Annotated in this window: 15 protein-coding genes, 2 tRNA genes and 1 pseudogene; 4 read left to right on the forward strand and 14 right to left on the reverse strand. The window is 61.5% G+C overall.

From position 1 onward, the window contains the following. Window positions 1–142 precede the first annotated feature (142 nt). Together ACF8MI_RS19745 and ACF8MI_RS19750 are read right to left on the reverse strand one after the other, a co-directional pair. On the reverse strand, window positions 143–580 hold the full coding sequence (locus tag ACF8MI_RS19745) for a DoxX family protein (protein ID WP_019097176.1): 438 nt from the start codon (window positions 578–580) through the stop codon (window positions 143–145). Window positions 581–693: 113 nt separating this feature from the next. Continuing rightward, window positions 694–2,119: pseudogene (locus ACF8MI_RS19750) on the reverse strand (transglycosylase SLT domain-containing protein). A 157-nt stretch (window positions 2,120–2,276) separates the two neighbouring features. On the opposite strand from ACF8MI_RS19750, the gene ACF8MI_RS19755 reads away from it, so the two are divergent. From ACF8MI_RS19755 to ACF8MI_RS19765, 3 genes are all read left to right on the forward strand, one after another. Beyond that, window positions 2,277–3,074 (forward strand): TatD family hydrolase, encoded by a 798-nt coding sequence (locus ACF8MI_RS19755; RefSeq protein WP_060498374.1) that lies wholly within the window; start codon window positions 2,277–2,279, stop codon window positions 3,072–3,074. A 109-nt stretch (window positions 3,075–3,183) separates the two neighbouring features. After that, a complete protein-coding gene (locus tag ACF8MI_RS19760) occupies window positions 3,184–4,662 on the forward strand; it encodes a methyl-accepting chemotaxis protein (RefSeq protein WP_060498375.1) in 1,479 nt (492 codons plus the stop codon). 75 nt (window positions 4,663–4,737) lie between these two features. After that, window positions 4,738–5,106, forward strand: coding sequence for an Mpo1-like protein (locus ACF8MI_RS19765; protein ID WP_060498376.1), 369 nt, complete (start codon window positions 4,738–4,740; stop codon window positions 5,104–5,106). Between the two features lie 118 nt (window positions 5,107–5,224). Here ACF8MI_RS19765 and ACF8MI_RS19770 read toward each other — a convergent pair whose 3' ends face one another. The 3 genes from ACF8MI_RS19770 to ACF8MI_RS19780 all read right to left on the reverse strand — a co-directional run bounded on the left by ACF8MI_RS19770 (window position 5,225) and on the right by ACF8MI_RS19780 (window position 7,169). After that, window positions 5,225–6,022 carry an acyl-CoA thioesterase II gene (locus ACF8MI_RS19770; RefSeq protein ID WP_060498377.1) on the reverse strand — a complete coding sequence of 266 codons (798 nt, stop codon included), beginning with the start codon at window positions 6,020–6,022 and terminating at the stop codon, window positions 5,225–5,227. 86 nt (window positions 6,023–6,108) lie between these two features. Further along, the gene (locus tag ACF8MI_RS19775; RefSeq protein ID WP_060498378.1) at window positions 6,109–6,876 is read right to left on the reverse strand and encodes a CHAD domain-containing protein; all 768 of its coding nucleotides are present in this window, start codon (window positions 6,874–6,876) and stop codon (window positions 6,109–6,111) included. 14 nt (window positions 6,877–6,890) lie between these two features. Next, complete coding sequence (locus tag ACF8MI_RS19780) at window positions 6,891–7,169, reverse strand: lipoprotein (protein WP_003250254.1); 279 nt, start codon at window positions 7,167–7,169, stop codon at window positions 6,891–6,893. 180 nt (window positions 7,170–7,349) lie between these two features. Between ACF8MI_RS19780 and ACF8MI_RS19785 the strand changes: the two genes are divergently transcribed. After that, entirely contained in the window at window positions 7,350–8,390 is a 1,041-nt protein-coding gene (locus tag ACF8MI_RS19785; RefSeq protein ID WP_060498379.1) for a patatin-like phospholipase family protein, read from the forward strand. A 176-nt stretch (window positions 8,391–8,566) separates the two neighbouring features. Here the strand turns inward: ACF8MI_RS19785 and ACF8MI_RS19790 are convergent, their stop codons facing one another. The 9 genes from ACF8MI_RS19790 to ACF8MI_RS19830 all read right to left on the reverse strand — a co-directional run bounded on the left by ACF8MI_RS19790 (window position 8,567) and on the right by ACF8MI_RS19830 (window position 18,038). Next, window positions 8,567–10,438 carry a SurA N-terminal domain-containing protein gene (locus tag ACF8MI_RS19790; protein WP_200929248.1) on the reverse strand — a complete coding sequence of 624 codons (1,872 nt, stop codon included), beginning with the start codon at window positions 10,436–10,438 and terminating at the stop codon, window positions 8,567–8,569. 181 nt (window positions 10,439–10,619) lie between these two features. Next, complete coding sequence (gene hupB / locus ACF8MI_RS19795) at window positions 10,620–10,892, reverse strand: nucleoid-associated protein HU-beta (protein ID WP_003250246.1); 273 nt, start codon at window positions 10,890–10,892, stop codon at window positions 10,620–10,622. Window positions 10,893–11,044: 152 nt separating this feature from the next. After that, on the reverse strand, window positions 11,045–13,441 hold the full coding sequence (gene lon / locus ACF8MI_RS19800; RefSeq protein ID WP_025754403.1) for an endopeptidase La: 2,397 nt from the start codon (window positions 13,439–13,441) through the stop codon (window positions 11,045–11,047). 164 nt (window positions 13,442–13,605) lie between these two features. Further along, window positions 13,606–14,889, reverse strand: a complete 1,284-nt coding sequence (gene clpX, locus ACF8MI_RS19805) for an ATP-dependent Clp protease ATP-binding subunit ClpX (RefSeq protein WP_003250242.1) — start codon at window positions 14,887–14,889, stop codon at window positions 13,606–13,608. A 108-nt stretch (window positions 14,890–14,997) separates the two neighbouring features. Continuing rightward, window positions 14,998–15,639 carry an ATP-dependent Clp endopeptidase proteolytic subunit ClpP gene (gene clpP / locus ACF8MI_RS19810; protein WP_003259400.1) on the reverse strand — a complete coding sequence of 214 codons (642 nt, stop codon included), beginning with the start codon at window positions 15,637–15,639 and terminating at the stop codon, window positions 14,998–15,000. 91 nt (window positions 15,640–15,730) lie between these two features. Further along, window positions 15,731–17,044, reverse strand: coding sequence for a trigger factor (gene tig, locus ACF8MI_RS19815; RefSeq protein ID WP_104835176.1), 1,314 nt, complete (start codon window positions 17,042–17,044; stop codon window positions 15,731–15,733). A 247-nt stretch (window positions 17,045–17,291) separates the two neighbouring features. Next, the gene (locus tag ACF8MI_RS19820; RefSeq protein ID WP_060498382.1) at window positions 17,292–17,591 is read right to left on the reverse strand and encodes a DUF6388 family protein; all 300 of its coding nucleotides are present in this window, start codon (window positions 17,589–17,591) and stop codon (window positions 17,292–17,294) included. A 242-nt stretch (window positions 17,592–17,833) separates the two neighbouring features. Further along, window positions 17,834–17,909 (reverse strand) — tRNA-His (locus ACF8MI_RS19825). A 44-nt stretch (window positions 17,910–17,953) separates the two neighbouring features. Further along, window positions 17,954–18,038: transfer RNA gene (locus tag ACF8MI_RS19830), tRNA-Leu, on the reverse strand. Window positions 18,039–18,086 lie beyond the last annotated feature (48 nt).

Raw genomic sequence — 18,086 nt, forward strand, 5'->3', positions numbered from 1 at the left:
CCCCGCAAGTAGCTGTTTAAATCGGCGCAGGCGGTATGCTAGAGCGATGAGCCACAAGTTGCAAGCTACAAGCCGCAAGCAAAAGCAGGCCGAGTATTGGCCCGCTCTTGCTTGCGGCTTGTAGCTCAAAGCTTGCAGCGGGTTACCGGGCGATCAGGCGGTCCAGCGAGAAGCGGCCAGCGCCTTCGATCATGACGGCGACAGTGCCCGCCAGCAGGGCCAGGGCGAACTCATAGCCGTTATTGGACATGAACAGGCCGTTGCCGATATGCACCGAGAAGATCGCCACCACCAGGGTCACGGTCAGCGCCAGAGCCGCCGGGCGGGCCAGCAGGCCGATCACCAGGGCCAGGCCGCCGAAGAATTCGGCACTGCCGGACAGCAAGGCCATCAGGTAACCCGGCGCCAGGCCGATGCTTTCCATCCACTGGCCGGTACCTTCCAGGCCATAACCGCCAAACAGGCCGAACAGTTTTTGCGCGCCATGCGCCATGAAGATGATGCCAACCAGGATGCGGATAACGCTGAGGCCAGCGCCGGCGCGGGTGGAGAACAGGGCGTTGAGGGTCGTGTTGTTCATGTCGAAGCGTCCTTGAAGCGGAGAAGTTGTGTTGGGATGGGCGCTATCATAATCAATTCAATAGATATGAAAATCGCAAAAACCCCAACATAACAATCTATAAAATCGATTTATCAACGCTTTGCTACGCGCTCCAGCACCGCACGCTCGCGGTTGAACGCCAGGAAGTACTTGTTGACGCTATTGACGAAGTTGACCGGCCCCATGCCGACCTGCTCCATGGCAATGCGCTCGGTCTGGAAGAACCACTGGTTGCCATTGAGGCCACGCCGCCGGGCCTCGGCACGCATGGCCTGGACCCGCTCGGGGCCGAGGTTGTAGGCCGCCAGTACAAAGGCCATGCGTTCACGCTCGTTGATCTTGGGGCTGGCAAAGAACTTGCGGCGGATTAGCGCCAGGTAACGGGCACTGGCTTGTACATTGCCATCTACCGTGGCGGTGTTGCTCACCCCTACCCGCTGGGCCGCCGAAGGCGTTATCTGCATCAAGCCGTGGGCACCGCCAGTGCCACGCGCGGCCGGGTTGAGGGTGGACTCCTTGAAGGCCAGCGCGGCCAGGTTGAGCCAATCGATCTGCTGCGCCTGGCCATGCTTCTGCAGCACTGCACGCACCGAGGCCAGGCGCTGACGATCCTTGCTGGCCAACGGGTTGTGCACCCGGTACTGGCGGCGGTAGATGCGCTCGAAGGCGGCATCCTGCATCCTGGTTGTCCGGTGCACGGTAGCCCTGCAGGAAACGGTCGACCGTGGCCAGCAATTGCGGTGCATCGCGCCCTACATACCAACGCATGGCCTGCGGCGCCCCCAGGTGCACCCGGGTGTCCAGGCGCAGGCGTGGCATCACCCGCGCCCAGCGCCGGGCAATGGGTTGCTCGACCACTGTCAGGTGATAGATGCCCGCCTGCACCATCTCCAGCACATCCTCTACCGCCAGCGTTGAGTCGACCCACTCCACCTTGATCGGCGGCCGTTTGCGCAGGGCCAGTTGCTGGTTGGCCTGCTGGATCAGCGGCCCGGCGGCACTGGCACTGGTCAAGGCCACGGTACGCCCGGAAAGCTGTTCGACCTTGCTGAAGCTTCGCTCGCCCTTGCGCCCCACCAGCGTCAGCGGCACTTGGTCGAGAATTGGCGCACTGCTGCTGACGCCGCGCACGGTGCCGGGGTCAAGCAGCTCGCCCGGCGCTGCCAGGTCACCCTCGCCGCGAGCCAGTGCGCCCAGCAGTTGTTCCTTGGCGCGTGGGATGAGCTTGAGTTGAATCTCCTGGCCATCGGCGGCACGGGCATTGAGGTAATGCTCCAGGGCGCGCAGGCGATAGTATTCGATACCGACCGGCTCACCCTTGACCTCGCCTGAGCTGTTACGGCTTTGATTGACCAACACCCGCAGCACCTGGCTGGAGCGGATCTGTTGTAGGTCGCGCACCTTGGCAGGCGGCATATTCTGCTGCGGCCCCGGCGCGCGCGCATGGGCGGCACCGGGCAGGGTCAGCCCAATCGTCAGCCCGAGCGTGAACAGGAAGGTGAGCCAGCATCGCAGCATGCGAAAACGTGTCCGTGGTCGGTGGGCGGCATCCATGGCTTGCACCGCCAAGTGAGAAATGACGGTAAAAGACCACGGCAACAGCATGAAGTTCTTGGTTTTTTCAGAAAAACGCGGTTTTTGCTATGCTGGCCGCCCCGCGGCACGAGATAGCACCATGCAACTGATCGATATCGGCGTCAACCTGACCAACAGCAGTTTCCACGACCAGCAGGCAGCCATTGTCGAGCGCGCGCTTGAAGCCGGTGTAACGCAAATGGTGCTGACAGGCACCAGCCTGGCGGTCAGCGAGCAGGCACTGGAGCTGTGCCAGCAGCTGGATAACAGCGGCGCGCACCTGTTCGCCACGGCAGGCGTACACCCTCACGATGCCAAGGCCTGGGATGCCAGTAGCGAGCGCCAGTTGCGCCAACTGCTGAATGAGCCGCGCGTGCGTGCGGTGGGCGAATGCGGCCTGGATTTCAACCGCGACTTCTCCCCTCGCCCGCTGCAGGAAAAAGCCCTGGAAGCCCAGCTGGCCCTGGCTGCGGAACTGCGCCTGCCGGTGTTCCTGCATGAGCGCGATGCCAGCGAGCGTTTGCTGGCAATCCTGAAGGATTACCGCGACCACCTGACCGGCGCGGTGGTGCACTGCTTTACCGGCGAACGCGAGGCGCTGTTCGCCTACCTGGACATGGACCTGCACATCGGCATTACCGGCTGGATCTGCGACGAACGCCGTGGCACTCATCTGCACCCGCTGGTAGGCAACATTGCCGAAGGCCGGCTGATGCTGGAAAGCGACGCCCCCTACCTGCTGCCACGCAGCCTTCGGCCCAAGCCGAAGAACGGGCGCAACGAGCCGGCGTTTTTGCCAGAGGTCCTGCGTGAGGTCGCCTTGCACCGGGGCGAATCAACCGAGCATACGGCTGCCCATACCACCGCAACGGCGCGGGCATTCTTCCAGCTTCCCTGAGCCCTGCGTTCGGGCCGTTGATATGTATCAACATCTTGCTGAGTAGATACAGGCACAATGATGGCACCTTGCCAATATTGTTTCCGCTCAACTCAGAGAAGACCTGCCCATGGGTGCCTGGCTTAGCAACGTTTCCCTGAAGTACAAATTCTGGGCCGTCAACGCGGTGGCCTTTGTCACGACCTTACTGCTGGTGCTCTACGCCGTGCATCTGGAGCAACGCGCCCGCGCCGAGGCCGCGCAGGCCCAGGCGGCCGCGCAGGCCCAGCTGATAGCCGCCTGGCCGGCTGGGCAAGCACTGCCCCGCCTTGCCAATGTCATCAGTTGGCCTGCGGGGCAAACGCCGACGTTCGCCGGTGAGGCGCTCGACCCCCTGCGCAACGCCCAAGGCTGGGTCGAACTGCCAGGCGCCTGGGTCCTCGGAGAAAACCCGCTGCGCGGCGCACAGGTGCTGCGCAACGGTGACCAGCACGTGGCCGTGGTGGCCCAGTCGCCAAGCCTGCGCCAGGTGTTCTTCGACCGCTTCAGTAACTACGCGGTGTGCGTGCTGATCCTGATGCTGGCCATGCTTGGCGCTTCGCAGTTGCTGATCCGCTTCCTGCTCAGCCAGCTCAACACCTTGAAAGACGTGATGCTGCATGTGGAGAAAACCGGTGACCTGGCTGCCCGCGTGCCGCTGGCCTGCGGCGACGAGGTCGGCCAGATGGCCGGGGCCTTCAATGCCATGCAGGCCACCTACCACCGGGTCGTCAGCACGGTCGCCCACACGGCGGCACAATTGGACTCCGGCGCCGCACGCCTGGCCGCCAGCATGAGCGACGTGCGCCACGGCATGCTCGGCCAGCAAAGCGAAACCGACCAGGCCGCCACCGCCATCAACGAAATGTCGGCGACGGTACACCACATCGCCCAGCATGCCGGCGCCACCCGCGACCTGTCGCAAACCGCCGACACCTTGGCCGGCAGTGGCAAAGAGGTGGTCAGCCGGGTACAGGACTCGATTTCCGGGCTTTCCAGCGGCGTGCAGCAAACTGCCGAAATGATTCGCCAGCTGGCCGACGACAGCCAGAAGATCAACGGCGTGGTCAGCGTGATCCACAGCATCGCCGAGCAAACCAACCTGCTGGCGCTCAACGCTGCCATCGAAGCGGCGCGTGCTGGCGACCTGGGGCGCGGCTTTGCCGTGGTGGCCGATGAGGTGCGCAACCTGGCCAAGCGCGTGCAAACCTCTACCGACGAAATCACCACCATGGTCTCGGCCCTGCAATCGGGCACCCGCGATGCGGTGGAGTTCATGCAGGAAAGCTCTTACAAAGCCGACGACTGCGTGCGACAAGCCCAGGAGGCCGGCGAAGCGCTGGCCGAGATTACCGGCGCAGTGGCGCAGATGCGCGAAAGCAACACCCAGATCGCCGTGGCCGCCGAGCAACAAAGCCAGGTGGCTGAGGAAATGAACCGCGCCGTGGTGAGCATCCGCGATGTCACCGAGCAGACCGTGCAGCAGACGGTGGGCTCGGCCACCACCAGCAGCGAACTGGCGACCCTGGCCGGCGAACTCAGCAAGGCCATTGGCCAGCTCAAGCTATAGTCACCATAGCCAGCCTCGATTGGCCCCCGCCCGGGGGCCGCACTAAGCTTTGGGCACGACTGTGAGGAAATGCCCATGAGCAAGCGTCTGCCCAACCTGCCCGCCTGGCAATGGCGTGGCTACCACCATAACCACCGCCACCCGGCTAACCTGGTGCTGCACCTGATTGCCGTGCCGCTGTTCATCCTTGGCGCGCTGTTGGTTCTGTCCGGCCTGTTCGCCCTGGACCTGGGGCAGATTGCTGTTGGCGTGATCGCCCTGATTGCGGGGCTTGGCTTGCAGCGCCAGGGGCACCGGCTGGAAGCCGAGCAGCCTGAGCCGTTCGCCAATCGTCAGGACGCCGTGCAGCGATTGCTGACCGAGCAGTTCATTACCTTTCCACGCTTTGTGCTGAGCGGGGCGTGGTGGAAGGCCTGGCGGGAGCGGCATAAACACCGGCATTGATGCCAAGAGGCTGCTTTGCAGCCCAATCGTGACGTAAGGCCGTTCCCACAGGAATCGCGCAGTCCCTGAGGGAGCGGCCTTGCGTCGCGAAAGGAGCGCGCAGTGCTCCCAGGGGTGATCAGGCAAATACGGTCACGGTCTGTCGGCTCAGGGCCAGCAACTCGCCCTCTGCCGTCCAAAGGGCGGCCGCCGCATGCCCATACCCGTCCCGCGCATGTTCGGTTTCCACGCAATAGCGGCACCAGTCCAAGGTCGACAATTTCGCCGTAGGCTGGATGAACTCGATGGTCCAGGTCAGCGTACTGCCTGCAGCCGGTTGCTTGAGAAACGGCATCAGGCTCGGCGGCCAGGCATCGACCAGCGCCAGCAGGTGTGCTTCATTGACCTGGTCTTCTGCCACATCCCGCAACCGCACCCAACCGCCCATCTTGCGCGACTGATTGCCACTGAACGGCAACCCGCCCACCGCCCAGCGCAAGGCAACATGGCGCATGAACTCGGGTGTGACGCCCTTGATGTAGGGCAGTTCGGGTGCGGCGTCTTCAAGCGCTTTCATTTCCATGGCCGGTAATGCCGGTACATCGACCACAGATGGCCGCCCCGCGCCGAAATTGCCTTGCACCAAGGTCACCACCTGGCCATCCTGGACCGCGCGGCCCAGCAAGGTGCTGACAGCCTTGCCTTCACGCAGCACCTCCACCTCGAAGCGAATTGGCACGTCCGCGGCCGCAGGCGCTACGAAGCTGATGGCCAGCGAGCGCACCGGGCGGCTGTCGGTGAGCTTCAGGCGCATGGCCTCATAGACCATGGCCGCCATCAGCCCGCCAAAGGCAGCGCGGCCCTGGGCCCAGCTGGGGGGGATGCTGACGGCTTGCGGGTTGGCTCGCACAGCGTCGAGTAGTTGGTTGAAATTCATGGGCCGACTCCTGCCTGTAGAAAGGGTCGGCCCATCCTAGCCAGCAAACCCTGGGCGATCAGCCCGCATATCGGTCATTGTTCGGGCTAACGCCGCGCCAGTGCCTGCAACAAGGCATCCAGCGTCACGTCCGACTGGCGCTCGGCTTCGTGCAACTCTTGCTCCCAGTCGGCCTGGCAGGGGGCGAGGTCTGCATGGTCGCGCGCCTGCAGCAGCCACTGCAGGCGGTCATGCCAGCCCCCCAGGTCGCCCTGCGCCTTTTTCAGCAAGCGCTGCAGCTTTTTCCCGGCGTGATCAAGCTGTGGATACGCTTCATCGCCATAGCGCGCACGCTTGATCAGCAAGCGCAGGCGGTGACGGTCGTGAGCCGGATCCTGCAAGGCTTTGCGCAATGTACGCCACTGCTTGACCAGGCGCTTGTCGATGCGCTTGCCCAGTGACCGGGTCAGCCCCTCGCGGCCGGCTGCCCGCAGAAACAACGGAAACGCGTCGACAATCGCCAACACACGCGCCAGCTGCGGGCTGGCAGCGACACTGGCGAAGGTCCTGTCCCGCCCTTCCAGGCGCCGCTGCCCGACCGCGACGTGGCCGCGCCCGATCAGTTCGGCTGCCAGCACCTCACGATCGCGCAGCGGCGTGGTCAGGGTACCCAAGGCCCTGGCGGCATCCTCCAGCTGTTCCACGCCAGGCAGCCCGCGCAGGGGCCTGAGCAGGCTGCGCAGACGGCGCAAGGTGATACGCAGGTCATGCAGCGCCTCGCTGTCGGTATTGGCAGCCAGGCGCTCGCGACACGCCAGCAGGCGTACCTGCACGGCCAGCATCTGGGCAACTACATGATCGAGCATGGCAGACATAAGACGCTCCTCGGTCAGCGCCCGGCGCGAGACTCACGAATGTAGAACCGCGCCTTCTCAGCCTTGCGGGTACAGCTTTCGTAGCCTTCGAACTGCTGCTGGGTCTTCGCGCCGGTCAGCAGCGACAAGGCTTTTGAGTAGCTCACGGCACCGGCAAAGCCTTCGGCCTTGGCCAGGTCCAGCTCCTTCCAGGCGGCATCCAGCTGGGTGGCGCAGCTGTCACGGTAGGCCGTCTTGCCCGCGCAGCCTGCCAAGGCCAGGGCAATCAGTGGAAGGCAGATCCAGGCTTTCATCGGTATGACCTCAATGGTAAAAAAACGGTGGCTGTTCGACGCCCGGGCAACTGAAAAGTGCCCGGCCCAGCCAACTTTGCGTGGCCAGCATTATCACAGTAGCTCAGCGCGATCTACATTGAAGCACAGGCCGCCAAGGGTGCATTGTAGGACCATGGTTGCACGGCCCGAGGAATGTTCATGAGTAAACGCGTGGCACTGGTATTGGGATCGGGCGGCGCCCGGGGATATGCGCACATTGGCGTGATTGAGGAAATCGAGCGCCGGGGCTACGACATCGCCTGCATCGCCGGTTGCTCCATGGGGGCGGTGATTGGCGGCATCTACGCCGCCGGCAAGCTGGAAGACTACCGCAACTGGATCGAGAGCCTCGACTACCTGGATGTACTGCGCCTGGTAGACGTGAGCTTTCGCCTCGGCGCCATTCGTGGCGACAAGGTGTTCGGACAGATCCGCAAGATCGTCGGCGAGATCAACATCGAACAACTGCGCATCCCCTACACGGCGGTTGCCGCCGACCTCACCAACCAGCAGGAAATCTGGTTTCAGGAGGGTTGCCTGCACCAGGCCATGCGCGCCTCGGCGGCCATCCCCAGCCTGTTCACGCCAGTGATGCAGGGCAATCGCATGCTGGTAGACGGCGGCATCCTCAACCCGCTACCGATCGTGCCGGTGGTGTCCAGCCACTGTGACCTGATCATCGCGGTCAACCTCAACGCCACCAACCAGAAGCAGTATCAATTGCCGGTGATCGAGCGCCCGGCGGCGTTCAAGATGCGTTTTGACTCCCTGCTGAGCTCGTTGGGCTCTCGCCTGCCGTTCCGGCGCAAGCCGGCAGAGGAGCTGATACGCATCGAAAAGGAGATCGTTGCCGAAGGGCTGGCGCCGCCGAACCCGTGGCTGGCAGATGCCGCCAACCCGGAAGGCCAGCAACCGGCAGCGGCCCCCGAGCGCGAAGGGGCGCCCAAGTCGGCGACCGGCTCGTTCATCATTGACAACGTGGGGCCGGCTTCGCTGCTGGATTTGATCAACCAGAGCTTCGAAGTGATGCAAACCTCGCTGGCGCAGTACAAGATCGCCGGCTATCCACCGGATGTACTGATCAACGTGCCCAAGCGGGTGTGCCGGTTTTTCGAGTTTTACAAGGCGCCGGAGCTGATTGCCCTGGGGCGGGAGATTGCGCGGGATACGCTCGATAATTACGAGGGAGTGAAACGGTAAGTTCTATAGCGCCTGTAGCGGCCTCTTCGCGGGCAAGCCTGCTCCTACAGGGATCCCACAGTATTCAGGCTTGTGGTTATCCTGTGGGAGCAGGCTTGCCCGCGAAGAGGCCGCTACAGGCGACACAAATGAAACAGGCCGCACGAGGCGGCCTGTTTCTTCATGCAACGATCACCTTAGTAACGGGTGATGTCTGCATTGGCTTCCAGCTGCTTGCGATAAGCCGCAAAGTCCTGCTGGCCAGCACGCGACGCGAGGTAGCGGCGGATCTGCTGCTTCTCTTCGTCGGTGGCGGTAGCGCCTTCGTTAACACCCTTGAGCTGCAGCACCACCAGGCTACCGTCACGCAGCACTACGCTGCCGTAAACCGGCTTGTCCTTGGCCTGCGGCTTGCCGAGGCGGAACAGTGCCTGCAGTTCGGCCGGGTCAATACCGTCCTCGCCACGGGTAACAGCCTCATAGGCCTTCCAGCCCTGCCCTTCATGCACGCTGCCCGGTGCGATGGAGCCATCACGCAGGCCGGCAATCAGCTTGTCTGCCTTGGCCTTGAGTTCGGCGGTCGCCTTGTCTTTGGCCAGCTGCTCGCTGATGTTCTTGGCCACGGCCTCCAGCGGCAGTTGCTCCGGCTTGCGGTGCTCCTTGACACGCAGTACCACGGTGGTTTCCGGGTCGAGCTCGATGGCGGTGCTGTTGGCACCTTCGTCCAGCACTTCTTCTGAGAACGCAGCCTGTACCACCGAACGGTTGGCAGTGATGCCTTCACCACCCTCGCGGCCGAAGGCTGCGGAGGTGTGCACCTTGAGGTTCAGGTCCTGGGCCGGCTGAGCCAGGTCGGAGGCCTCGTAGGCCGCATCCTGCAACTGCTTGCTGGCGTCGACGTAGCGCTGCTCGACCAACGGGATCTTCAGGTCGCGGGTCAGTTTGTCCTTCAGGCTGGCGAAGCTCGGCACTTCCGGTGCTTGCACGCCCAGCAGCTTGATCAGGTGGTAGCCGAACTCGGTGCGTACCGGGGTCGATACCTGGCCCTCCTGCAGCTTGTACAGCGCCTCTTCAAAGGCGGGGTCGTACACACCCGGGCCGGCGAAGCCGAGGTCACCACCGTTGTTGGCCGAGCCAGGGTCCTGAGAGAATTCCTTGGCCAATGCGGCAAAGTCTTCACCCTTGGCCAGACGCTGCTCAATCTCTTCAGCACGGGCCTTGGCCTGGGCATCGGTGACTTTGTCGTTGACCTCGATGAGGATGTGCGCGGCATGGCGCTGTTCCGCGAGGTTGGCGATGTCCTTCTCGTACTGAGCCTTGAGCTCTTCGTCGGTCACGTTGACCTGGTCGAAGAACGCCGACTTCTTCAGCTCGATGTAGTCGATCACCACCTGGTCAGGCGACATGAACTCCTTGGCGTGCTGGTCGTAGTGCGCCTTGACCTCTTCGTCGCTGACCTTGACCGAGGCCGGGTCGGCCTTGAAGGTCAGGGAAGCGAAGTCGCGGGTCTGCTTCTCCAGGCGGGCGAAAGCATCCACCTGCTGGTCGGTGACGAAGCTGCTGCCGGCCAGGCCGGTGCGCAGCTGGCCGATGAGCATTTCCTCGGCGAGCATGTCACGGAACTGCATGCGGCCGTAGCCCATCTGGCGGATGACCTGGTCGAAACGGTCAGCACTGAACTTGCCGTCCACCTGGAATTCCGGCGTCTGCAGGATCACCTGATCCAGCGCGGCCTCGGAGAAGGCGAACTTGGCATCTTCGGCGCCTTGCAGCAGCAGCTTGCGGCTGATCAGGCCCTTGAGGGCCTCTTCACGCAGCAATTTGTCATCCAGCAGCGCCGGGTCGAAATCCTTGCCCAACTGTTGCATCAGCTGACGGCGCTGCATGTCGGCGGCCTGGCTCAGCTCATTCTGGCTGATGGTCTGGCCGTTCACCTTGGCGGCGTCCTGGCTATGGGTGGCGGCCTGGAAAATGGCTTCAAAGCCGGTCAACGCCATCAACACGACGATAAGGCCGATGATGGTCTTGGCAATCCAACCTTGTGAATTGTCCCTGATATTTTGCAGCATGCGTCCCCCAGAAACGGCTGTACCACTGCGTCGACAACCGCGGAGCGTGGGTAGAATCCTGATAAAAGAAAGGCGCATCCGAGGATGCGCCTTTGCTTAGCAAACGTGTCAGGCGGGAACGTTTGCGCCCCGCCATCACCGTGCTCGGACCAGGCCAGGCCGGGTCCGGCTGAAAGACGACTTAGTTGACGGCGTCTTTCAGGCCTTTGCCTGCCTTGAAACCTGGAACCTTGGCGGCTTCGATCTTGATCGCCTTGCCGGTTTGCGGGTTACGGCCGGTGCGCTCGGCGCGCTCCTTGACCGAGAAGGTACCGAAGCCAACCAGTACCACATCGTCACCTTGCTTCAGGGCGCCGGTGACGGATTCGATGACTGCGTCCAGCGCACGGCCGGCTACAGCTTTCGGGATGTCAGCAGATGCGGCGATAGCGTCAATCAGTTCCGACTTGTTCACTCTAAGTCCCCTTATTTCTCTATTGAGTTTGTTTCTAAGTATGTAATGAAAAGCTTATGAAACGTGCGCTGGGTGGCCTGATGACAATAGCGTGCCGCTTTATAGCAAGGCCCCGAAAAAACTGTCAAGGAAAGCCCCCCAGCTAAAAACTACTAATGCGTGCTGATTCTTTCCTTAGCATCGCCGTCGCGCTTTTCATCTTTCGCGACAATCTCCGGAGCCACATCTGGCAAGGGCTCCGGGGCGTATTGCAGCGCAATTTGCAGGACTTCGTCAATCCATTTGACCGGTTTGATCTGCAGATCCTGTTTGATATTTTCAGGAATCTCCTTCAAATCGCGAACATTCTCCTCGGGAATGATCACCGTCTTGATCCCTCCACGGTGTGCCGCCAGCAGTTTTTCCTTCAACCCGCCAATGGCCAGCACTTGGCCACGCAGGGTGATTTCGCCGGTCATGGCCACATCGGCGCGCACCGGAATCTGCGTCAGCGCCGACACCAGCGCGGTGCACATGCCGATACCGGCACTTGGCCCATCCTTCGGCGTAGCGCCTTCCGGCATGTGGATATGCACGTCATGCTTCTCGTGGAAGTCGGCGGCAATACCCAGGCTGCGGGCGCGGCTACGCACCACGGTCTGTGCGGCAGTGATCGACTCGACCATCACATCGCCCAACGAGCCGGTCTTGATCAGCTGGCCCTTGCCGGGGATGACCACGGCTTCGATGGTCAGCAGTTCGCCGCCCACCTGGGTCCAGGCCAGGCCGGTGACCTGGCCGATCTGGTCCTGCTGCTCGGCCAGGCCGTAGCGGAACTTGCGCACGCCCAGCAGGTGTTCCAGCTGCTCGCTGGCCACCTTGACCTTGACCTGCTTCTGCCCGGTATGTTCCTTGACCACCTTGCGGCAGACCTTGGCGATTTGCCGCTCCAGGCCCCGCACACCGGCTTCGCGGGTGTAATAACGGATGATGTCGCGGATCGCCGAAACGTCGACTTCCAGCTCTTCTTTCTTCAAGCCGTTGGCCTTGACCTGCTTGGGCACCAGGTACTTGACCGCGATGTTGATCTTCTCGTCCTCGGTGTAGCCCGGCAGGCGGATGACTTCCATACGGTCGAGCAGCGCCGGCGGGATGTTCATCGAGTTCGAGGTGCACAGGAACATCACATCCGAGAGGTCGTAGTCAACCTCCAGGTAATGGTCGTTGAAGTTGTGGTTTTGCTCCGGGTCGAGCACTTCCAGCAGCGCCGAGGCCGGGTCGCCACGCATGTCGCTGCCCATTTTGTCGATTTCGTCGAGCAGGAACAGCGGGTTGCGCACGCCCACCTTGGTCATCTTCTGGATGAGACGGCCTGGCATGGAGCCAATGTAGGTGCGGCGGTGACCACGAATTTCGGCTTCGTCACGTACGCCACCCAAGGCCATGCGCACGAACTTGCGGTTGGTAGCGGCCGCTATCGACTCGGCCAGCGAGGTCTTGCCAACGCCGGGAGGGCCGACCAGGCACAGCACCGGGCCACGGATTTTCTTGACGCGCTTTTGCACGGCAAGGTATTCGAGGATGCGTTCCTTGACCTCTTCCAGGCCATAGTGGTCGGCATCGAGAATTTCCTCGGCCTTGGCCAGGTCCAGGCGCACTTTGCTCTGGGCCTTCCACGGCACCTGCACGAGCCAGTCGAGGTACGAACGCACCACGGTGGCCTCGGCCGACATTGGCGACATCTGCTTGAGCTTGTTCAGCTCGGCCTGGGCCTTGGTGAGGGCATCCTTGGGCAGGCCAGCGGCTTCGATGCGCTTTTTCAGCTCTTCGACTTCGTTGTGGCCTTCATCGCCATCGCCGAGTTCTTTCTGAATGGCCTTCATCTGCTCATTCAGGTAGTACTCGCGCTGGCTGCGCTCCATCTGCTTCTTGACCCGGCCGCGAATGCGTTTTTCGACCTGCAGCAGGTCGATTTCGGCATCCAGCAGCGCCAGCACGTGCTCGACACGGGTTGGCAGGTCGACGATTTCGAGAATTTCCTGCTTCTGTTCGATCTTCAGGGCCATGTGGGCGGCCATGGTGTCGACCAGACGCCCTGGCTCTTCGATGCTGTTCAGCGAAGACAGCACTTCGGCAGGGACCTTCTTGCCCAGTTGTACGTACTGCTCGAACTGCGACAGCAACGTTCGCACGAACACTTCCGACTCGCGCTCGGCGGCGTCGGTTTCGTCGATCAGGGAGACTTCGGCACGGATGTGCCCTTCTACTTCGGTGAAACGCTCGACAGCGCCACGCTGCTCGCCTTCGACCAGCACCTTGACGGTGCCATCAGGCAGCTTCAACAGTTGCAGCACGGTGGCCACGGTACCGACGCGGTACAGGGCGTCCTCGCCGGGGTCGTCGTCGGCCGGGTTTTTCTGGGCCAGCAGAAGGATCTGCTTTTCGCCCGTCATCGCGGCCTCAAGGGCCTCGATGGATTTTTCGCGCCCCACGAACAGCGGGATAACCATGTGCGGGTAAACAACGACATCGCGCAATGGCAAAAGAGGCAAGTCGAGGGTGGTCTTCATGATTTCGCCTCTACAGCGGCCTTATGGCCGGAAACCGGTGGAAATGATGCTTGGACCTAATGTGGGGGCACGCTTGGGAAATTACAAGCGCTAGCGCAGGAAAAGCAGAAAGGGGCCCGTAGGCCCCCTCCTTGCTTGCAACCGTGAACCGGCCTTTGCCTGAATCAGGCGTCTGGCGCGGCCTTGGCTTGCGGCTCGCTGTTCTCGTAGATCATCAGCGGCTGCGAGGTACCCTCGATGACGCTCTCATCGATCACCACCTTGCTGACATCCTTCTTCGAAGGGATCTCGTACATGGTGTCGAGCAGCACGCCTTCGAGGATCGAACGCAGGCCACGGGCGCCAGTCTTGCGCTCCAGGGCCTTGCGGGCAACGGCCTTGAGTGCGTCACTGCGGAACTCGAGGTCGACGCTTTCCATCTCGAACAGCTTGGCGTACTGCTTGGTCAGGGCATTCTTCGGCTCGGTGAGAATCTGCATCAGCGCAGCCTCGTCCAGCTCGTCGAGGGTCGCCAGCACCGGCAGACGGCCGACGAATTCCGGTATCAGGCCAAACTTGACCAGATCGTCCGGCTCGACCTCACGCAGGGACTCGCCAACCTTCTTGCCCTCTTCCTTGCTGCGCACTTCGGCGCCAAAACCGATACCACCTTTGGTGGAGCGGTTCTGGATAACCTTTTCCAGGCCCGAGAACGCACCACCACAGATGAACAGGATGTTGCGGGTATCAACCTGCAGGAATTCCTGTTGCGGGTGTTTACGGCCACCTTGCGGCGGAACCGAAGCCACGGTGCCTTCGATCAGTTTCAACAACGCCTGCTGCACGCCCTCGCCCGAAACGTCACGGGTGATGGACGGGTTGTCCGACTTGCGCGAGATCTTGTCGATCTCGTCGATGTAGACAATGCCCATCTGGGCCTTTTCCACGTCGTAGTCGCACTTCTGCAACAGCTTCTGGATGATGTTCTCGACGTCCTCACCCACATAACCGGCTTCGGTCAGGGTGGTCGCGTCGGCAATGGTGAACGGTACGTTCAACAGGCGTGCCAGGGTTTCGGCGAGCAGGGTCTTGCCCGAGCCGGTCGGCCCGATGAGCAGGATATTGCTCTTGCCCAGTTCGACTTCGTCACCCTTCTTGTCACGCTGGTTCAGGCGCTTGTAGTGGTTGTACACCGCTACGGCCAGCACCTTCTTCGCGCGCTCCTGACCAATGACGTACTGGTCCAGGATGCCGCTGATTTCTTTCGGCGAAGGCAATTTGTGCGCGCTGCTCTCGGCCTGGGCTTCCTGCACCTCCTCACGGATGATGTCATTGCACAGGTCGACGCACTCGTCGCAGATAAATACCGAGGGCCCGGCAATCAGTTTGCGCACTTCGTGCTGGCTTTTGCCGCAGAAGGAGCAATAAAGCAATTTGCCGCTGTCCTCGCCGTTACGGGTGTCAGTCATTCGATCGATCCAATCCGGTAGGCTTGCAACACAAGATGAAGGCAATTGCGGGCTTTTTCAAGTCCGCAGGTAGGCGCTTTGCGCACCTACCTGCTCTGGCACCCCGGTTCAGGAGGCCAGTTGCCGCTTGTCGTAGACCGAGTCGATCAGGCCGTACTCGGCCGCGCGCGAGGCGCTCATGAAGTTGTCACGCTCGGTGTCGCGCTTGATAGTCTCGAGGTCCTGGCCGGTGTGGTAGGCCAGCAGCTCATTCAGACGGGCCTTGATATTGAGGATTTCCTGGGCATGGATCTCGATATCGGTCGCCTGCCCCTGGAAGCCGCCCAACGGCTGGTGAATCATCACGCGCGAGTTCGGCAAGCAGTGACGCTTGCCTTTGGCACCGGCAGCCAGCAGGAAGGCGCCCATGCTGCAGGCCTGGCCGATGCAGATGGTCGAAACGTCCGGCTTGATGAACTGCATGGTGTCGTAAATCGACATGCCGGCGGTGACGGAGCCACCCGGCGAGTTGATGTACAGATGGATATCCTTGTCCGGGTTTTCAGCCTCAAGGAACAGCAGTTGCGCAACGACGAGGTTGGCCATGTAGTCCTCTACCGGGCCGACCAGGAAAATTACACGCTCCTTCAACAGGCGCGAGTAGATGTCGTAAGCGCGTTCGCCACGGGCGGACTGCTCGATAACCATCGGGACCAGGCCGCCTGCGGCCTGGATGTCAGAGCTCTGCTGAATATAAGAATTGCGGGACATGTCCTGCGCTCACTCCCAAATAGTCATGGCTTGAATACGCACAAGCCAGCTCGAAGGCTGGCTTGTGGGGGTTTCCTACGAGAGAACCGTATTACTCAGCTTCGGCAGGAGCCTGTGCTGGTTTAACGGCATCTTCGTACGAGACCGACTTGTCGGTCACAGTCGCTTTCTGCAGAACAGTATCTACAACTTGTTCTTCCAGCACAACCGAACGCACTTCGTTCAGTTGCTGGTCGTTCTTGTAGTACCAGGCGATGACCTGCTCAGGCTCTTGGTAAGCCGAAGCCATTTCTTCGATCATTTCGCGAACCTTGGCGTCGTCCGGCTTCAGTTCGAACTGCTTGACCACTTCAGCAACGATCAGGCCCAACACAACACGGCGCTTGGCTTGCTCTTCGAACAGCTCGGCTGGCAGTTGCTCTGGCTTGATGTTGCCACCGAACTGCTGAACAGCCTGCACGCGCAGACGGTTGACTTCGTTTTCCAGCAGGGCTTTTGGCACTTCGATCGGGTTGGCGGCCAGCAGACCGTCCATGACCTGGTTCTTGACCTTGGTCTTGATCGCCTGACGCAGTTCACGCTCCATGTTCTTGCGAACTTCGGCGCGGAAGCCTTCCAGGGTCGATTCCTTGATGCCGAACTGGGCGAAGAATTCTTCGTTCAGCTCTGGCAGCACAGGGGCGGCAACGCTGTTGACGGTGATGGTGAACTCGGCGGCTTTGCCAGCCAGGTCCAGGTTCTGGTAGTCCTCTGGGAAGGTCACGTTGACAACGCGCTCTTCGCCAGCCTTGGCGCCAACCAGGCCGTCTTCGAAGCCCGGGATCATGCGGCCGGAGCCCAGTACCAGCTGGGTGCCCTTGGCCGAACCACCGGCGAACACTTCACCGTCAACCTTGCCAACGAAGTCGATGTTGACCTGGTCGTCGTTCTGCGCGGCGCGCTCAACGGCTTCAAAGCGGGTGTTCTGCTTGCGCAGCACTTCCAGCATGTTGTCCAGGTCGGCGTCAGCCACTTCGGCGCTCAGGCGCTCGACGTTGATCGACTCCAGGCCGGCAACGGTGAACTCAGGGAACACTTCGAAGATGGCGACGAATTCCAGGTCCTTGCCCTTTTCGAAGGACTTGGGCTCTACAGCCGGAGCGCCAGCCGGGTTCAGCTTCTGCTCGACGATGGCTTCGTAGAAGGAAGCCTGGACCAGGTCACCGAAAGCCTCTTGACGGGCATCGGCCTCGAAGCGCTGACGGATCACGCTCATTGGCACCTTGCCTGGGCGGAAGCCGGCAACTTTGGCGCGCTTGGCAGTCTGTTGCAGACGCTTGTTGACTTCGTTCTCGACGCGCTCGGCCGGAACGGCGATGGTCATGCGGCGCTCGAGAGCGGAAGTGTTTTCAACAGAAACTTGCATGGATATTCCTCGTTGCACAGACGTTAGCCGGCGTTAGCCCGACTCCAGAATCAAGGGCAAGCATTCTAGTGAGTCGCGCAGCAGAAGTCACCCCACTCGGGACGACGGGAAACCACGCCGGTCGATTAACTTTCAAGGCCCGCACGGCGCACCGCCAGGCCTGTTTCAATAAGGGCCGCACGACACCCGGGGCGCCCTACAGCCGAAATACCTTGTCAAACAACTGCCAACAACGATTTCGCTTCCTTTATTCAGGGTCGATTTCGTTGAACTGGCAGTACTCTTCCCATTCCATCCCCAGCGCCTCGGCCACGTCACGGTGCGTTTCCAGGCGCATGGCCTGCAGCTGCTCCGGGGTTTCGGCGATCAGTTGCAGCGCAAGCTCCCAAGGCTGAATGCCCTGCTCGTCGGCGGCATCTTCGAACGCCCACTCGATCTGCTGGGCCTGTTCGCGCGCATCCAGCTCGCGGATCTCCTCGAGCAGCTGCGGGTTGGCTTCGGCAAAGCGCTGCAGCGCCAGGGCCTGACGGGCTTCTTTTGCAATCATCGGGCTATTCCTCTGCCTGTCAAACAGGCCGGTGTTTCAACCGGCTGAAATCTAACAGCTTTTATTGGGGTGTCACTAGAGGATTACAAGGGGCGGGGATGCGATTTGGCCGGAAGGTGGTTCGCCATGACATTTTCAGCGCCTGCGAGATCGAGCGCCAGGGCACCCAAGGCATCCACACCACCACAACCCCAAAACAAAAAGGCGCCCGATCTCACGATCAAGGCGCCTTTTCAAGAATATGGGGTGGACGATGGGAATCGAACCCACGACAACTGGAATCACAATCCAGCGCTCTACCAACTGAGCTACGCCCACCATATTGCAGTCTTGCGATGTTGCGGTACAACCTTACAGAAGCATGGTGCGGACGAAGAGACTCGAACTCTTACAGCTTGCGCCGCTGGAACCTAAATCCAGTGTGTCTACCAATTTCACCACGTCCGCGTAACGCTTAAAACAAAGGCGCCAGATGCTATCGAGGCGCCCTTGAAG

Origin of the sequence: Pseudomonas sp. yb_9 (assembly GCF_043103635.1) — a bacterium.
Classification (GTDB): Bacteria; Pseudomonadota; Gammaproteobacteria; order Pseudomonadales; family Pseudomonadaceae; genus Aquipseudomonas; species Aquipseudomonas monteilii.